This is a genomic window from Microbacterium sp. Soil_C_42, from assembly GCF_057656735.1.
This window is the reverse complement of record NZ_JBDGJU010000006.1, coordinates 104,120-119,659: the sequence shown is the minus strand read 5'-3', so window position 1 is coordinate 119,659 and position 15,540 is coordinate 104,120. Positions and strand designations below refer to the sequence as shown.

15 protein-coding genes are annotated in these 15,540 nt (G+C 65.4%); 7 read left to right on the top strand and 8 right to left on the bottom strand.

The genetic code is table 11. The features are described from left to right. Nucleotides 1-44 precede the first annotated feature (44 nt). Both AC3A46_RS06160 and AC3A46_RS06155 read left to right on the top strand, forming a co-directional pair. The gene (locus tag AC3A46_RS06160) at nucleotides 45-440 is read left to right on the top strand and encodes a hypothetical protein (protein WP_487664322.1); all 396 of its coding nucleotides are present in this window, start codon (nucleotides 45-47) and stop codon (nucleotides 438-440) included. Continuing rightward, the gene (locus AC3A46_RS06155) at nucleotides 437-1,786 is read left to right on the top strand and encodes a M20/M25/M40 family metallo-hydrolase (RefSeq protein WP_487664321.1); all 1,350 of its coding nucleotides are present in this window, start codon (nucleotides 437-439) and stop codon (nucleotides 1,784-1,786) included. The genes AC3A46_RS06160 and AC3A46_RS06155 overlap by 4 nt, the downstream gene beginning before the upstream one ends. 15 nt (nucleotides 1,787-1,801) lie before the next feature. Here AC3A46_RS06155 and AC3A46_RS06150 read toward each other — a convergent pair whose 3' ends face one another. Next, nucleotides 1,802-3,031, bottom strand: a complete 1,230-nt coding sequence (locus tag AC3A46_RS06150; protein ID WP_487664320.1) for a threonine/serine exporter family protein — start codon at nucleotides 3,029-3,031, stop codon at nucleotides 1,802-1,804. Between the two features lie 136 nt (nucleotides 3,032-3,167). On the opposite strand from AC3A46_RS06150, the gene AC3A46_RS06145 reads away from it, so the two are divergent. Next, the gene (locus AC3A46_RS06145) at nucleotides 3,168-3,599 is read left to right on the top strand and encodes a hypothetical protein (RefSeq protein WP_487664319.1); all 432 of its coding nucleotides are present in this window, start codon (nucleotides 3,168-3,170) and stop codon (nucleotides 3,597-3,599) included. A 1,266-nt stretch (nucleotides 3,600-4,865) separates the two neighbouring features. On the opposite strand, the gene AC3A46_RS06140 is transcribed toward AC3A46_RS06145, so the two are convergent. The 4 genes from AC3A46_RS06140 to AC3A46_RS06125 all read right to left on the bottom strand — a co-directional run bounded on the left by AC3A46_RS06140 (nucleotide 4,866) and on the right by AC3A46_RS06125 (nucleotide 8,456). Continuing rightward, nucleotides 4,866-6,059, bottom strand: a complete 1,194-nt coding sequence (locus tag AC3A46_RS06140; protein WP_487664318.1) for a Gfo/Idh/MocA family protein — start codon at nucleotides 6,057-6,059, stop codon at nucleotides 4,866-4,868. Nucleotides 6,060-6,148: 89 nt separating this feature from the next. Next, complete coding sequence (locus AC3A46_RS06135) at nucleotides 6,149-6,622, bottom strand: heme-binding protein (protein WP_487664317.1); 474 nt, start codon at nucleotides 6,620-6,622, stop codon at nucleotides 6,149-6,151. Between the two features lie 40 nt (nucleotides 6,623-6,662). Beyond that, complete coding sequence (locus AC3A46_RS06130; protein ID WP_487664316.1) at nucleotides 6,663-7,682, bottom strand: LLM class flavin-dependent oxidoreductase; 1,020 nt, start codon at nucleotides 7,680-7,682, stop codon at nucleotides 6,663-6,665. A 135-nt stretch (nucleotides 7,683-7,817) separates the two neighbouring features. Then, nucleotides 7,818-8,456 carry a TetR/AcrR family transcriptional regulator gene (locus tag AC3A46_RS06125; RefSeq protein WP_487664315.1) on the bottom strand — a complete coding sequence of 213 codons (639 nt, stop codon included), beginning with the start codon at nucleotides 8,454-8,456 and terminating at the stop codon, nucleotides 7,818-7,820. Nucleotides 8,457-8,561: 105 nt separating this feature from the next. On the opposite strand from AC3A46_RS06125, the gene AC3A46_RS06120 reads away from it, so the two are divergent. The 4 genes from AC3A46_RS06120 (at nucleotide 8,562) to cofC (ending at nucleotide 12,131) form a co-directional block, all read left to right on the top strand. Then, nucleotides 8,562-9,578 (top strand): Gfo/Idh/MocA family protein, encoded by a 1,017-nt coding sequence (locus tag AC3A46_RS06120; protein WP_487664314.1) that lies wholly within the window; start codon nucleotides 8,562-8,564, stop codon nucleotides 9,576-9,578. A 14-nt stretch (nucleotides 9,579-9,592) separates the two neighbouring features. After that, nucleotides 9,593-10,507 carry a sugar phosphate isomerase/epimerase family protein gene (locus AC3A46_RS06115; protein ID WP_487664313.1) on the top strand — a complete coding sequence of 305 codons (915 nt, stop codon included), beginning with the start codon at nucleotides 9,593-9,595 and terminating at the stop codon, nucleotides 10,505-10,507. Nucleotides 10,508-10,653: 146 nt separating this feature from the next. Further along, the gene (cofE, locus tag AC3A46_RS06110; RefSeq protein WP_487664312.1) at nucleotides 10,654-11,472 is read left to right on the top strand and encodes a coenzyme F420-0:L-glutamate ligase; all 819 of its coding nucleotides are present in this window, start codon (nucleotides 10,654-10,656) and stop codon (nucleotides 11,470-11,472) included. Between the two features lie 17 nt (nucleotides 11,473-11,489). After that, on the top strand, nucleotides 11,490-12,131 hold the full coding sequence (gene cofC, locus AC3A46_RS06105; protein WP_487664311.1) for a 2-phospho-L-lactate guanylyltransferase: 642 nt from the start codon (nucleotides 11,490-11,492) through the stop codon (nucleotides 12,129-12,131). A gap of 66 nt (nucleotides 12,132-12,197) precedes the next feature. Here the strand turns inward: cofC and AC3A46_RS06100 are convergent, their stop codons facing one another. From AC3A46_RS06100 to AC3A46_RS06090, 3 genes are all read right to left on the bottom strand, one after another. Further along, a complete protein-coding gene (locus AC3A46_RS06100) occupies nucleotides 12,198-13,160 on the bottom strand; it encodes a PfkB family carbohydrate kinase (RefSeq protein ID WP_487664310.1) in 963 nt (320 codons plus the stop codon). After that, nucleotides 13,117-14,586 (bottom strand): mannitol dehydrogenase family protein, encoded by a 1,470-nt coding sequence (locus tag AC3A46_RS06095; RefSeq protein WP_487664309.1) that lies wholly within the window; start codon nucleotides 14,584-14,586, stop codon nucleotides 13,117-13,119. Before AC3A46_RS06095 ends, AC3A46_RS06100 begins: the two co-directional genes overlap by 44 nt. A gap of 63 nt (nucleotides 14,587-14,649) precedes the next feature. Beyond that, nucleotides 14,650-15,540 (bottom strand): carbohydrate ABC transporter permease, encoded by an 891-nt coding sequence (locus AC3A46_RS06090; RefSeq protein ID WP_487664308.1) that lies wholly within the window; start codon nucleotides 15,538-15,540, stop codon nucleotides 14,650-14,652.

Here is a 15,540-nt window from a genome sequence, read left to right as displayed (position 1 = left end):
ATGCGGAGACCCAGAGCACACGCGAGCGCTCGGTGATCGGCATCGTGGCGATCATCGTGCTGGTCGTTCTCGCAGTGATCGCGACCGTCATATTCGTCGGGGCGCGACAGCAGGCGAAGGACGTCGACAAGGCGCAAGAACTGCTCGATGCCTTCACCGAAGCGGGCATCGCAGTCACCTTCACCCCGGAGCAGGTCGCGGCGGTGCTCGGCGACGACGGCGGCGCGACCTGCGCCGATCCGAACTCCGCGCTCGCGCGCTCGACGCTGCTCGCCGGGCTGTCCAACGGCGCTGGAGGTCCGGGGCTGCGACCGACGCTGGTGGAGTCGAGGCTGCTGCAGGGACAGCTTCTGATCATCCAGACCTACTGCCCGGACGAGGCCGAGGAGTTCCAGGAGTTCGTGGACAGCCTCAACACGGTCGACGGCGACGGCTCGTGAGCGACGACATTCGCGCGCGGGTCCGCACGATGATGCCCGCTGCGCGTGGGGAGCTCGCCGAGCTCGTCGCGCTTCGTTCCGTCGCCGACCCGCGGCAATTCCCGCCGGAGGAGTGCGCCCAGGCGGCGGAATGGGTTCGCGGTCGATTCGCGGCTCTCGGCTTCGCCGACGCCCGCCTCGTGCGCACGCCCGACGGCAGCGACGCAGTCATCGGCAGTCGGCCGGCGACGGACCCGGACGCGCCGACGGTGCTGCTGTACGCCCACTACGACGTGCAACCTCCCCTCGAGGAGACCGCGTGGCGGACTCCGCCATTCGTGCTCACCGACATCGACGGCCGATGGGCGGGCCGAGGCGCTGCAGACTGCAAAGGCAACATCCTGATGCACCTGCTCGCGCTGCGCGCCCTGCAGGACGAGATCCCCGTCCACCTGAAGCTCGTGGTCGAGGGCAGCGAAGAACAGGGAACGGGCGGGCTCGAGCGCTACGTCGCGGACAACCCCGACGTGCTCTCCGCGGATGTGATCCTCGTGTGCGACACGGGCAACGCCGCTGTCGGCCGCCCCGCCGCGACAGTCTCTCTGCGGGGCTTCGCGAACGTCGTCGTCCGGGTCGAAGCGCTCGCGTCGGAGATTCACTCCGGGATGTTCGGCGGCCCGGCGCCCGACGCGCTGGCCGCGCTCGTCGCGGTGCTCGCCTCGCTGCGTGACGATGGCGGCGCAACGACGATCGACGGACTGCACCACGACGGCACCTGGACAGGCGAACCCTATGACGCGGAGCAGTTCCGCACCGACGCCGGCGTGCTCGACGGCGTCGGTCTCCTGGGCGACGGAACGGTGGCAGACGAACTCTGGTCGCGGCCGGCGCTCACCGTTCTGGGCATCGATTGTCCGCCGGTGGTGGGCTCCTCAGCATCCATCGTCCCGCGCGCAGCGGCGCGACTGAACCTGCGCATCCCACCCGGCCTGCCCGCGCAGGACGCGCACGACGCACTGGTGGCACACCTTCAGAATCATGCTCCGTGGGGCGTGCGGGTGGACGTCGAGACCGAGGCTGTGGGCGAGGCGTTCCGCGCTGCCACCGACGGCCCCGCGTTCCGTGCCTTCGCCGGTGCAATGCACTCCGCGTACGGGATCGAGTTGACGAGGCTGGGGCAGGGCGGCTCGATCCCGCTCTGCAATGTCTTCGCCGACACCTACCCGAAGGCCGAGATCATCATGATGGGCGTCGAAGAGCCGCTCGCTCTCATCCACGCACCCAACGAGAGCGTCGATCCGACCGAGATCGAGAACCTCGCGGTCGCCGAGGCCCTCTTCCTCCGCTCCTACGCGAAGACCACCTGACCGCGCGGACCCCGCTCACCGGGACTCCGCCGCCGCGTCATCCATCCATTCCGCAGCGGGCGCACTGGGGAATCCTCGTGCCGAGCCGGATGCGACCAGCCCGAGCAGCACACCCAGCGCGATCGACACCATCGTGGCGATTGTGGTGATGATGGCGTTCGCCCCCTGGCCGTCCAACGCACTCGCGACCCCGATGAGCCCGAGGGCGCCCGGCACGAGCAGCCAGAATGCCGGAAGAAAGCTCACCAGCGCCGGTGGCCCCGTGCGCTGACGTGCGACGACCACCGCGACGGGGGTCATCGCCGCCGCACCGACCAGCGCCGACAGCACTCCGTCGAAGAACACATCGCCGAGCACCTGCGCGCCGTAGGCGACGTACAGCACGACCAGGATCCAGAGGATCGACGAGGCACGCGCGCACTGATAGACGCTGATGCCGAGCCCGAAGACCGCCACAGCCATCCACGGGGCGACCGGCCCCAACGGCCATCGCGCCGCGGTGATGGCGGGCACTCCGATGAGCGCAGCAGCCGCGACGATTCCCGTCGCCAGCAGGAGCAGCCGGATCCCTCCCGCAGCCACGCGAGCAGCGCCCGACACGATATGCCCGGTTGCCAGTTCGATCACGCCGATCGTCAACAGACCGCCCGGCAGCAGCATGATCAACGGTGCGACGATCGCCGGCAGCACCCCGGGGTCGATCAGATGCGCAACCGCGAGCATCACCACACCCACGCCGAGAGATACGGCGACCACAACCAGCGCCTGGTACGCCGCCTCGAGTCGCTCCGTCCCCAGCAGGAGCGCCCCCACCCCGATGCCGAGCACCCCCGCCGCGATCACGCCGGGCCACGACGAGCCCAGCAGAACACTGAGCGCCGCCGACAGGAGGCCGTACGCCACGATCCGCTGGGGGCGCGTGAACGGCGGGTCCAGATCCATCACGTGAGCAAGTTGCCGGCGCACCCAGCTCGCACCGTTCGGCCGGCTGCGCGCCACTCCCACGATGCGATCCACGGCATCGACTTGGTAGAGCAGCGAAGCGCGGTCGCCGGCGGCCACGGCACGCGTCTGAACCGAGCCGGCGTCTCCCGATGACACCAGGATGGATGTCGGGAACACGACGGCTTCCGCAGATGTCAGACCGTTCACCTTCGCCATGTCGTCCAGTGCGCTGCGCACCTGGCCCACCGGGTAGCCACTGTCGATCATCGCGGTGCCCAGAGACGCCATCGCATCCAGCACGACCGGTGCCGACTCGGTGCCCGCTGGACTGGCAACGGCGTCGGAGCCAGCTCGTCGTGGCTCGCGACGTGCCAAGAGCAACAGCAGAACGCCCGCCGCGACAACCACCCCCAGCGCCGCAATGAGCGTCGGCAGCGTGGTGGTCGACCCTGTCACCGCGGGCGGGATCGCGGGAACTGGTGTCGCCGTCGGCACGGGGGTGGCCGTCGGTTGCGGCGAACCGGTGGTGGTGGGCGTCGGCGTCGCGCCGGAAGAGGCCGTCGGCTCGGGAGTCGGAGTGGGACTGACGAGCGACGTCGGGGACGGGGTGGGCGTCGGGGACGGGGACGGCGTCGGCGTCGGCGTCGGGTCTAAGGGCGTCGGGGTCGGAGCATCCGCAACAGCTGGCGAGGCAGGGCTGCTCGCGAACGACGGGAGGGTCGATGCGAGGCCGCCAACGGCGAGCAGGAGAAGGAAGGTCGTGCTTGCAGCAATGCGCGCGAAAGGCCCGCGCCACCGGCGCCTTGGAATCGTCCGAGACCACGCCATCAACCACTCATGTTGGCATCCCTGGAAGCCGGGGCGATAGGGGCGGCGCGGTGGATTCGAGGCAGTGCTGACGAGCTTCTGAACTCAGGCAGAGGCTTCCGAGGACCCGCCTGAGCGCGGACCATTTCTGGGCGCCGAATCGCGGGGCCCGCGAGAAACGGATGTGGGAAATCCATGGGCACGAGCCCGAAATCGGACGCGCTGATTGCTTAAGAACCCCGGAAAATCAACGAAGTTCGAGAGGGAGGCAGTGCGGAGACGGAGGGATTTGAATTCCGCCTAAAGCGATCCGGCTCGATCCGTCTGGGCCCGTCTCGGGCGAGAACCCGAGCAATCATGCGGAACCCGATCAGTGCGATTGCATCAGCTTCGGTCCTGAATCCACCTCATTCCGCGTCGGCCGTGGGCACCACGTGGGCAGGAATCGGTGCGACCGATTCGCACCTCGCAGTTGCGGTACGTACGCACGCCATGATGATCCCGCATGCACCCTTTCGAGGCAAGACGGAATGTGCCCCCGGCATTGGATGCTAGGCCGCCTCGAGCGCGACGTCAGGGGGACGAGTTATCGTGACGCCCGTTGCGATGGCCTGGTCTCAACCGTCGCCGACACGCGGCATCACATCCGGGCGCACAATAGACAGCCACGTTCTCGATAATCTCCTTCGCGCGGCAGTATTTCGTCATGCCGTCGATGCCTCAGAGGCAGACGATCTTGCCGGCTGGCTGGCGCGACCTAGCGCCCGCTGACGTCGCCGACGTCCTCGGGTTGGCGACGCTCGCCGAATCACTGAGATCGACGGCGTTGACCTCGCGTCTGTCGCTCAACCATGCCTTCTTCTTGCGGGAGCCGAAACTTCTTGGCCTCCCGTCCCGAAGTTTTGATCAGAGAACTCCCGAACCTTAGATAATCATCTCGTCCGCGCAGCGGTGATGGCGTTCCTGAGCGGAGGGGCGAGCTGGAGCTGATCGGCGAAATCGCAGACATTCGCTTCGTCGCTTCCGGTGGCAATGCCGTCCGAGCACAATCGGCCTCCCGAAGCTTTCGCGGACGACAACGGCTCTCGCCCCGCTGCTGTGCGCAGCGCTTAGGCGACATGCGCACTGTGAGCAATTCCCACCGTCGAACATCAGCATCCCGTGCCATAGGTGTCCGGCTTCAAGAGTCATCTGGACCCTCACATCCGATCTCGAACGCCGCGATCGCGGAGGGTTCAGTAGCACCCTGGGTTTACACCGCATTCGCGGGAACGAGATCCACCGTGGGGAGAAAGTGCGACGAATGATTCGACGACCATCGGCTACCTCATCGATCTAGTGCAGGCGATGTCTCCGCCACGCTGGCCTGCTCGACGGGCACCCAGTTTCCATTGGATATCTCGACCGCGCGAAGAATCCTCTGCACCGCAAGGCCGTCGGCAAAGGACGGCTCCGGATCCCGGCCTTCGACGATGTCTGCGACGAAGTCTCTCGCCTGGTGAGTGAACGCGTGCTCGTATCCAAGTCCGTGGCCGGGCGGCCACCAGGCGTCCACGTACGGGTGCTGCGGATCCGTCACAAGTATGCGCCGGAATCCTGCCTCCACCGCAGGCAGGTCGTTGTCGTAGAACTCCAACTCGTTCATGCGCTCGAAGTCGAACGCCAAGGAACCGCGAGAGCCGTTGAGCTCGATCCGGAACGCGTTCCTCCTGCCCACAGCGAAGCGGGTGGCTTCGAACGTGGCGAGCGCACCGCCATCGGTGCGCCCGACGAAGACCGCGGCGTCGTCGACGGTGACCTCACCCCGTGCACCAAGACCCCGCGCCGTAAGTCCGCCAGTTTGTTCGTCGAGCAGGGGCCGACTCGTGACGAACGTCTCCGTCAGCCCACTGATGCCCGTCAGGCGGTGCCCGGTGAGAAAGTTCGCCAGATCGATGATGTGCGCGCCCACGTCGCCAAGCGCACCGGAGCCGGCAGCGTTCCTGTCGAGCCGCCAGACAAGGGGAAAGTCAGGGTCTGCGATCCAGTCCTGCAGATAGGCGGCCCGGATATGGCGGACGTCACCGATCCGACCTTCGCGCACGAGCTGGCGCGCGTAGGCCAGTGCGGGGACCCGGCGATAGGAGAATCCGACCATCGATCGGATCCCACGTGCGCGTGCCGCTCCCGCGGCCGCGGACATTCGTTCGGCCCCCGCCACCGTGTTGGCGAGCGGCTTCTCGCACAGCACATGCTTTCCGGCATCGAGCGCTGCCACGGCGATGTCCACGTGGCTGTCGCCGGGCGTGCAGACATCGATGATGTGGATGTCTCGATCGGCAACCGCCTCCCGCCAGTCCGCGACGACGGTCGGGACACCGAAGGCTTGCGCAAAGGCAGTGGCCTTTTCGCTGTTGCGGCCCACGACTGTTGTGACGTTGACCGGAGTGCCGAAGAATTTTGCGGCCTGTGCCCATCCCGCGGTGTGGATGCGACCCATGAATGCGTAGCCAACGACGGCGACGTTGAGCGTTTCTGTCATCTCGGCTTTCTGATGTGGGCGAAGAATGCGTGAACGGCACGCAAGGGCGGGGCTTCCACCGCAGGTGGAGGAAACCCCGCCCGCCTGGTTTACGCGCTGGCGACCGCGGTGATGGCCGCTACGGCACGCTCGTGGTCTTCCTCCTGCGTCAGACCCGAGACGATCACGAACCCGAGCGGTGCACCGCCGGCTGTCGTGCGCAGAGGAACCGCACCCCCGAATGGCGCATACTCCGGAAATGCGAGCCCCGTCTCCTCCTCGAACGTGGTGCCGGCCGCGAGCCGGACGTTCCGCTCATACAGGCTGGACCGTCCCCCTCGACTCGCCACTCGCCACTTCGCCTGCAGAACGGTGTCGTTCATCGAGTCCGTTCCGGGAAGCCCGACATGGAAAACCTCGCGGTCTCCCAAGTACACACTGACAGCGATCGGATCGCCGTTCTCGACGCCGGCGTCGACGAGGTGCCTCCCGATGCTGTACGCGGTGCTCTCATCCAAGGCCTCGACCACGAGGGAGTTCTCCTCCTCCAGGAGCACCTCGGGTGCGGTGTAGTCGTCGGTCATGTTCATGATTCCTTTCTCGTGGATGTGAATTGGTGTCGCTTCAGCGAAGCAGGGGCATGACAGCGTCCAAGAACTCGACCGAGTTCTGGTTCTCCTGAATGGTGATCTGCGTCAGCTCCAGCCGCTCGCGCCGCTCCTCGATGGCGTCGGCGATCTGCTGCGGCTCGCCCCGGAGTGTGAACGGGTTGTTCGCGAGGGACTGCTCGGGAATGTGGAACCACTCCTCGCAGATCCGGCGGTCCGCAGCCTCGACCTCGGCCTTGTTCTTGCACAGGACGGCATAGTTCACCTGCACGCCGACCTTGACGATGTTGCGTGGCCGTCCTGCCTTCTCTGTCTCGTCACGGAGCAGAGCGACGCGCGGAACGTACTCGTCGACCACCGCCCGACCGCGGGCCCCCTGTCCCTCGTTGTGCTGCTCGTTCATGAGAACCGGCGCGGGACCTGTCCGCTTGGCCCTCGGCAGGCCGATGAAGTCGACCTTGTCCGCGTACTTTGCGGCGAGCGACACCATCCGGTTGCCCGCAGCACCGACCAAGATCTGCGGCGGGGTCTCCGGGAGCGGGTTGAGAGAAAGGTCGACCGCCTCGAAGTAGCCACCTGTCACCGTTGCCTTGCGCTCCGGCCCGTAGAGCTGGGTGGCGATCTTCAGGACATCCTCCAGCCGCGACACACGGTCGCCGTCGCGGGGGAAGTCCATACCCATCGCGTTGAACTCCTCGTTGCTCCACCCGGCGCCGAGGCCGGCGGTGACCCGATCGCCGCCGGCGAACTGGGCGAGCTGGCTGAACTGCCGCAGCAGGAGAGCGGGGTGAAGCCACACCGCGTTCATCACGATCGTCTGAACCTCGAGCTTGCTTGAAAGGGCCGTGACGGCCGCAAGAGTCGTCAGCGGCTCGCCGATCGGAATCCCCTCCGCGCGCTCCCGGCGGTCTCCGAAGATGTGGTCCCAGAGGCTGATGCCAGCAGAACCTGCAGCTTCCAGCTGCCTAACGCGCTCAGCGAGCTGCGCGCTCGTCGACCGACCCGCGAAGTAGGTCAGTTCGGTGAAGATCTTCACGACATGTCCTTTCAGTGTGAAGTTGAGCGACAGTGTCGTCACTCGTGTGGGGTGGAAGATGCCGCCGCGCGCGTCGGAACCGCGCTGACGAGATGTGTACGGCGCAGAGAGCTCCGGACGCGAAAGATATTTGCCTTAGCTCGTGCGAGCGCTCGGGCGCGAAGCGCGACCCGAGTGCTTCCGGTCGGCTGCGCCGTGGGCGGCGAGGAATTGGGCGATGTATCGCTCAAACTCAGCGACTCGATCGATCTCGGGGTTGAGCAGCCACTGGAGTTGCAGCCCGTCGAGCACCGCGATGATCAGGCGAGCCGCCGACAGATCGTCCATAGAGGCATCCAGCTCGCCATCCTCGCGCGCCTGACGGAAATGACGAGCGATCGCCTCCTCGCTCGTGCGGTAGCGCTCGATGAAGAACTCATGCGCTGGATGCGCGGGGCTTGTCGACTCCGCGCTGAGCGTTACGTACAGACGAATGACGCCCTCCGTCGCGCTGTCGACAGCGACTACCTTGCGCAGATGGTCGAGGATGCCGAGACCTCGAACGTCGTCGGCGCTTGCGTTGATTGACTCTCGAAGAGCGAGCACCTCGAGGAGCAGCTCTTCCTTCGAGGGGAAGTAGTGAAGCAGGCCGGCCTTGCTGAGCCCGACCGCGGACGCGATCTCCTGGATCGACGAGCCACGGAAGCCGCCCAGCGAAAAGCTATCGAATGCGGCTGCGACGATCTCAGCACGTCGCTTCGCTGCGCCGGCGTAGGGGCCCCGAGGTCTGCTCATATCTGCAAGGTAGCGGAGCGCGGCACAAATTGCTACCGTTCGGTTGGTATAAATTCGAAATCCAGACGTCGATCGCAGATCAGACGTCGACGACGGGAGAAGACGATGCAGTTTCCTGACGACGTAGATCCGGCCACGCTGCGGTCCGGCCCGCAGTTGCGTTGGGCCGTGCTGGGTCCCGGGGAGATCGCGTCAGATATCACGCGTGCGTTGCACGCGCACACGAACCACCGCGTTGTCGCGGTCGGATCGCGGTCACTGGCGCGCGCGGAACGGTTTGGGCAGGCGCACGAGGTGGAGCACCGTTTCGGGTCGGCACTTGAGGCGATCGAGTGCAAGGAAGTCGATGCGGTCTACGTCGCGACTCCCAACTCGACCCATCTCGATCTTGCGACGTTGGCGTTGGATGCCGGAAAGCCCGTGCTGATCGAGAAGCCCCTCGTCCTGGACGGCGCTGAGGCGCGGCGTCTCGCCGCGAAGGCCGCAGATGCTCGGGTGTTCGCGATGGAGGCGATGTGGACACGGTATCTGCCGCAGTATCGGATGCTTGCGCAGTTGATGGAGGAAGGCGCATTCGGTGAGATCGGCTTGGCAACGGCCCACGTCGGATGGAACATGAGCGGAAAGTCGCCCGACGACAAGATCTTCGACCCGGGACTCGGTGGTGGCGTCGGACTGGACGCCGGGGTGTACGCCCTGTGGTTCACCCACTTCGTCCTGGGCTCCCCATCGCACAGTCGTGCGCTCGTCGCCCGCAACCGCACAGGTGTGGACGAGCAGATCTCCATCGCCTTGCAGTACGCCTCGGGTGCCGTAGGCGCCGCCACCGCAACGATGCGAGTGACGAACTCCGGCTTCGCGTCGCTCCAGGGCGATCGCGGCAGCGCAGAGGTCCTGGACTACTTCGTCTTTCCTGGGCGAATTCGGGTGCAACGAGGCGACGACGTGGCCGTGTGGGCGGACTCCTCAGGTCTGACCGGGCGGGATGGCCTGGTGTGGCAGGCCGTGGCCATGGCCTCATACCTGGACCACGGCCTGCTGGAGTCACCCTTGCACTCGCTCGCCGACTCCGTAGCCGTAGCCGACGTGCTGACCCATGCCCGCGAAGAGATCTCTCGATGAACAAGGAACCCACCATGCCCCAGATCGCCATGTCGGCCTTCAGCGTCCACAATCAGATCGGTCCGCTCCGGATCGCGATGCGGGACGGGAAGGGGGCCGTCGTCCCTCACGTCGAGGATGGACGTCCGCTCATCACGCTCGGCGAGTTCGCCCGCAGGGTGAAGGACGATCTCGGTCTGGGTCTCCTGGAGGTCTGCCAGATCCAGATCGCCGACGAGGATGCCGACGACGTCGTCGACTCGTTCGCGCGTGCACTGGAGGACCACGGCATCGGGATGTTGAACATGCCGCTCGACATCGGCGACCTTGCGGGGAGCGACCGACAGCTCGTTCGGGAAGACGTCGAGGCGCACTTGCCCTGGTTCGACCGCGCGCAGCGGTTGGGAAGCACGTACGTCCGCGTCAATGCGGGATCCCCGATCTCCGAGCTGCTCCCTCACCACGCGCAGCTCGTGGGTGCGCTGGACGAGCTTGCCGACGCCGCCGGCGCACGTGGAATGAAGCTCCTCATCGAGAACCACGGCGGAGCAAGCTCCGATCCTGAATTCCTCCTCGAGCTGGTAGGCCGGATCGGCAGCGATCGCCTAGGCATCCTCCTCGACCTCGGCAACTTCCTCCCGGTCCTGGACGTGCTGGCGAAGGATGGATTGGGGGCAGCACAGGTTCCGTCGGAGGTGCTTCGGCCAGCCATCGAGCAACTCGCGCCCAAGGCAGATCTGATGCACGCGAAGTGCTACGGCTTCGACGACAACGGCACGCCGACTGTGCTGGACACGGGCACGACGATGCAGATCGCGCTGTCGGCGGGATACGCCGGAGCTATCAGTGTGGAGTACGAGGGCAACGCCGCCGATCCGTGGCCTTCTGTGCGGCGCACGCTCGACGTGGTTCGTTCGGTAGCCAGGTCGCACTCTGTCGCAACGGCGTAGAGACCTGCGCCAAGCGGGAAGTCACACCCTGAGATCCTCAACGCCCGAGGAGAAGGAGGTCGCACGATGACGGTCTGCTACGCAGAACGCATCCAGGATCGGTGCGAATGGTGTACCGCTCACTTCGTCGAGACGAGCTCGCGAACGTGAAGCTCACGCCCCAATTCGGAGTGAGGGTGCTCAGCGGAATCGGTGAGGTTGCGCCGGGTGATGACCTCGTGACGCTGCTGACGGATGCCGCAGCGGGAAGCCTCGAGCACGGCGACATCCTCGTCGTGACGTCCAAGATCGTGTCAAAGGCAGAGGGACGTGTCGTCAGATCCAGTGATCGCGATCAGGCGATTGCTGGTGAGACGGTTCGAGTTGTTGCGACTGATTCTCGCCCTGATGGTTCGGTCAGAATCGTCGAGAACAAGCTCGGCATCGTCTGCGCTGCCGCTGGCGTCGATGCGAGCAACACGAGCGATGGGACCGTGCTGCTGCTTCCGCGAGATCCAGACCTGTCCGCCAGGAAGATCGCTGCGGGACTCCGTGAGCGCACAGGTCGACGAGTCGGTGTGATCGTCAGCGACACACTCGGCCGCCCATGGCGGGATGGCCAGACGGATATCGCAATCGGTGCGGCCGGGGTGCGCGTGCTCGACGACCTCCGTGGAGAAGTGGACGCGTCGGGCAAGCCCCTCGTCGCGACGGTGCGCTGCCTCGCCGATGAGATCGCCGCCGCCGGCGATCTCGTGAAGGGCAAGGCGGCGGGATTCCCCGTTGCCGTCGTCTCGGGTCTGGGACGCCTCGTAGGCAGTCTTGACTCGCCGGGGGCACGATCCATAGTCCGTTCCGCCGAGCACGACATGTTCCGACTCGGCACTCAGGAAGCTATGGACGAGGGCTTCGACCTGGGGTTCGCAGCGGGGCTCGCCTCTGCACGTCGGGCCGAGACGCAACTGAGCAGAGGAAACGAGCACTGAAAAGCTGGACGATCGTTGTGCCGGTCAAGGCGTTCGCCGACGCGAAGTCCCGGCTCGGACCGAGCGTCTCCGCGGTCGCACGATACGAACTGGCGCGAGCCTTCGCGCTCGATACCGTCGAGGTTGCGCGGACGGCGAGATCTGTCGACCGCGTGATCGTGGTGACAGGTCAGCCCGATCTGCGCTGCGACGTGCATCACGATGTGGAGGTACTCGACGAGCCGATCGGAGGTGGGCTCGCTGTCGCGATTGCCGCAGGGATCGAACACGCCCGCGGTCATGAAAGCCGTTCGATCGGCGTACTGCTGGGAGATCTGCCGAGTCTGCGCGCCGAGGATCTCGAAGACGCGCTCGCAGCCGCTCACGGGTTCCGGCGTGCGTTCGTTCGAGATGTCGACGGTACGGGCACCACGCTCGCCACAGCCGTGGGCGATTTGCCCTTCACACCGCATTTCGGTTCCGACTCCGCACTCCTTCATCTTCAAGCGGGGTACGTGGATCTCGCCAAGGTCGCCGCCGACAGCATCCACTCGCGGATCAGACTCGACGTCGACACAATGCTTTCGCTCGAGAACGCCCGGCGCCAGGGCCTTCGCCCCCAGACGGCTGCGGCAATCGATCACCTCAACGAGCGCATCACCTTGCCGGCCAGATCATAGAGATGGGCAGCTGGTCCGCGTTTCGGACGGTTGCCACGCAGCGCGGTTATCCCGGGGTTGTGCCGGCTAACCTCCCGCTGCGATCGAACCCAATTCGTGCAGAAGCGGCGGCTCGGCCCCTTCGCGGCGCACGGTAGCTCGCGCGACGGCAAGGGCGTATCCGGTTGCCTCGCGAGCTGCAGCGATCGTGATGTCGCAGCATCTGAGCCCCTCTACGCGACCTGCACGCCGAATCCCGTACAGGAGACCAGACATGAAGGCGTCCCCTGCTCCCACGGTGTCCACGACCGACGTCGGCAGAGCCGGGGAGGAGTAGGTCGTCCCCGCCACCGCAGCGACACACCCCTCCTGGCCACGAGTGAGAATGACGAGCGACACTCCGAGAGCGGCGTAGTGGGCCAACACGCGGTTCAACGGCATATCGGGGTGGAGCCATTCGGCATCCTCGTCACTCATCTTGAGCACGTCCACCATTCCCGCGAACGCGTGCACCTGCGCACGGGCGGACGAAGGATCGTCGATCAGCGAAGCTCGAATGTTCGGGTCATACGACAAGAGCGGACGGTTCGCCCCTTGCGCGGCCAACTCAGCGAACAACTCGAGGACGTGCGATGCTCCCGGCGCGAGAAGCGATGCGATCGAACCGGTATGAACGATCGATACGTCCGCGGGCACCACACCACCGGGCCAATCCCAGTTAATGTCGAATCGGTAGCGCGCGTTGCCAGCCGCATCAAGATCGGCTGTCGCCATCGATGAGCTGCCGCTGTGGACGGAGCCGTCCGAGAGGGCTACACCGGCGTCATCGAGCTCGCGCACCATCCTCGAGCCATTCGCGTCCAGGCCGATGCGAGTGCTCAGAACTGTGGGCACACCCAGGCGGGCCAATCCGAGCGCGACGTTCCGCGGACTGCCGCCACTTCGGGTCGTCGTGCGGCCGTCTGCTCGGAGAACATCGATCAGCGACTCGCCGACGACGAGAACTCTATCCGCGCTCATCGACAGCCACCTCGCCGCGATGGCGCGCATCCGACGCGTAGGTCTCGAGGATGTCGTCGCACACAGCCCGAATGGGCTTCTCGCGCAGCGCACCGGCAATCATTCGCTGGACCTGGACGAACTTTGGATCATCCCCGAGTTCGCCAAACGAGGAGAACGTCGAAGTGCCGCGTTCAGGCGACATGTCGATCGCATCTTCTTCCGCAAGGCGTCGCGCCCACGCACCGATGGTGAGGGCGGAGATCAGCCCTGGTCGTCCTGCGTCGAGGGCTTCCCGCAGTACGGGCAGCAGGAAGACCGAGATCCTATTGGCGGCATCCGCAGCGAGTCGATCTAGAGTGTCGACGACGTAGCCGTTGCGGAAGCGCGAAAGCAACTGCTCGCAGTACGCGTCATAGTCGATGCCGGGGATCATCTCCAGCGTAGGGATCGCCTCACACCGCCAGAACTTCCACAGCAGATCCGTCAGGAGCTCGTCCGCCGCCGCCTCGTGCACGAGCCGGTGGCCGGCGAGCAGGCCTATGTGGGCCAGTACCTGGTGACTGGCATTGAGCAGCCGAAGCTTCATCAGTTCGAACGGAACGACGTCGTCGACGATCTCCACGCCCGCTGACTCGTATTCGGGACGTTCGCACGAGGAATCCTCCAGGACCCACTGGAAGAACTCTTCGCTGCGAACCGGGCGCCCGTCCTCGAGGTCGTACTTCTGAACGAGTCGCGCGTGGTCAGCGGGGGTGGTCGCAGGTGTGATGCGATCGACCATCGAGTTGGGGAACTCGACGTGGGACGAGATCCACTCTGCGAAGTCGGGGTCCACCAGCGCAGCGAGCCCGATCGTCGCTTGACGCGCTACTTCGCCGTTCGAGCGGATGTTGTCGCACGAGAGGACTGAGAACGGCGCGATCCCTCGTCGCCTCCGACGGCGTAGCGCCGCCACGATGTAGCCGAATGCCGTTGTCGGATTCTCCGGGGACCGAGCATCCCTGACGACCGCCGGATGCGTGGGATCGAAGGTTCCTTCTGCGGGGCGCTGGAGATACCCGCCTTCAGTGATCGTCAGCGAAACGATCCGCGTTGCGGGATCGGTCAGTCTCTCCAACACGGCTTCGGGGTTCTCTGGCGCGAAGAGGAAGTCCACGATGGATCCCACGATTCGGACGGTCTCTCCCCCGTCGGGTGCCTTGGTGGTCAGCGAATAGAGGTGATCCTGATCACGCAGTGCGTCGCGCATCGCCTCATCCTGCGGCAGCAGCCCGACGCCGCAGATGCCCCATTCCAAATGCCCCGCGCTGAGCAAGTCGTCCACCACGATCGCCTGGTGTGCACGGTGGAAGTTTCCGACGCCGAAGTGAACGATTCCGATCCCGACTCGGTCGCGGTCGTATCTCGGGACGACGATCCGAGAGTCGAGGGTGTGCAGTGTTCTCGCTGCCAACGGTTGAGCGGTCGAAGTCACGGGTGATCCTCCGGATACATGGGCGGGTGTTGAACACGCAGTCTGAGGTCGGCGCACAGCCCGCTAACGACCAGCGAGCGCGCCGCCGACTCCGCCGGCGCTGAAACGCTGGCCGATGACGATGAACACCACCAGCGGGGGGATGATCATCAGAACGGCGCTCGCCATGACCGACGCCCAATCTGCCCCGCCGGTTTGGAAGAACTGCTGTATTGCCACCGGCATGGTCTTCACCGCGTCTGTCTTCAGGAACACAGTCGCCGCAAGATAGTCGTTCCACGACAGCAGAAAGCTGAAGACGGACGCAGAGAGAATGCCCGGCGCAGAGTTTCTCAGCACAATTCGGAAGAGCGCTTGCACTCGGGAGCAACCGTCCACCCACGCGGCCTCTTCCAGCGACACCGGAATGCTGTCGAAGTAGGACGCCATGGTCCACGTGACCACCGGGATCCCGGCCGCGACATAGACGATCGTCAGACCGAACAAGCTATCGACCAGGCCGAGTTGGGCAAAGAGCACAAAGAGGGGAATGACGAAGACAACCAGCGGAAGCGCTTGGATGACGAAGAGCGAGAATGAATACCCTCCGACTGCACGGGAGCGGCTCCGCGAGACGACGTACCCTCCGAAGGATCCGACCGCAACCGAGATCACAGTGGAGAGGCCACTCACGATGACGCTGTTCAGAAGCGAATTGGGTATGTACGTCTCCTGCAAGACGTAGCGAAAACTCTCCACGCTCCATCCCTGAATCGATGACGTTCCCGACGAGGACGGATGGAAAGCAAGCAGGAACACCACGGCCACAGGCAGGAGGAAGAGCACCGTAAGCACAAGGATCACGGCGAATCGGCCCCACCGACCTGCCTCGGCCCGGCGTCTGTTGGTCCCCGCGCCGTGGGATTGTCCTGCCGTACTCGACGACACCAAAGTCGCCGTATCGAGCGATGTCAT

Bases quoted from the DNA above. Each gene is read 5' to 3' on its own strand.
- AC3A46_RS06140 (WP_487664318.1), bottom strand. From the start codon at position 6,059: ATGACAGAAACGCTCAACGTCGCCGTCGTTGGCTACGCATTCATGGGT.
- AC3A46_RS06135 (WP_487664317.1), bottom strand. From the start codon at position 6,622: ATGACCGACGACTACACCGCACCCGAGGTGCTCCTGGAGGAGGAGAAC.
- AC3A46_RS06125 (WP_487664315.1), bottom strand. From the start codon at position 8,456: ATGAGCAGACCTCGGGGCCCCTACGCCGGCGCAGCGAAGCGACGTGCT.
- AC3A46_RS06120 (WP_487664314.1), top strand. From the start codon at position 8,562: ATGCAGTTTCCTGACGACGTAGATCCGGCCACGCTGCGGTCCGGCCCG.
- AC3A46_RS06115 (WP_487664313.1), top strand. From the start codon at position 9,593: ATGCCCCAGATCGCCATGTCGGCCTTCAGCGTCCACAATCAGATCGGT.
- AC3A46_RS06100 (WP_487664310.1), bottom strand. From the start codon at position 13,160: ATGCGCGCCATCGCGGCGAGGTGGCTGTCGATGAGCGCGGATAGAGTT.
- AC3A46_RS06090 (WP_487664308.1), bottom strand. From the start codon at position 15,540: ATGACATCGCTCGATACGGCGACTTTGGTGTCGTCGAGTACGGCAGGA.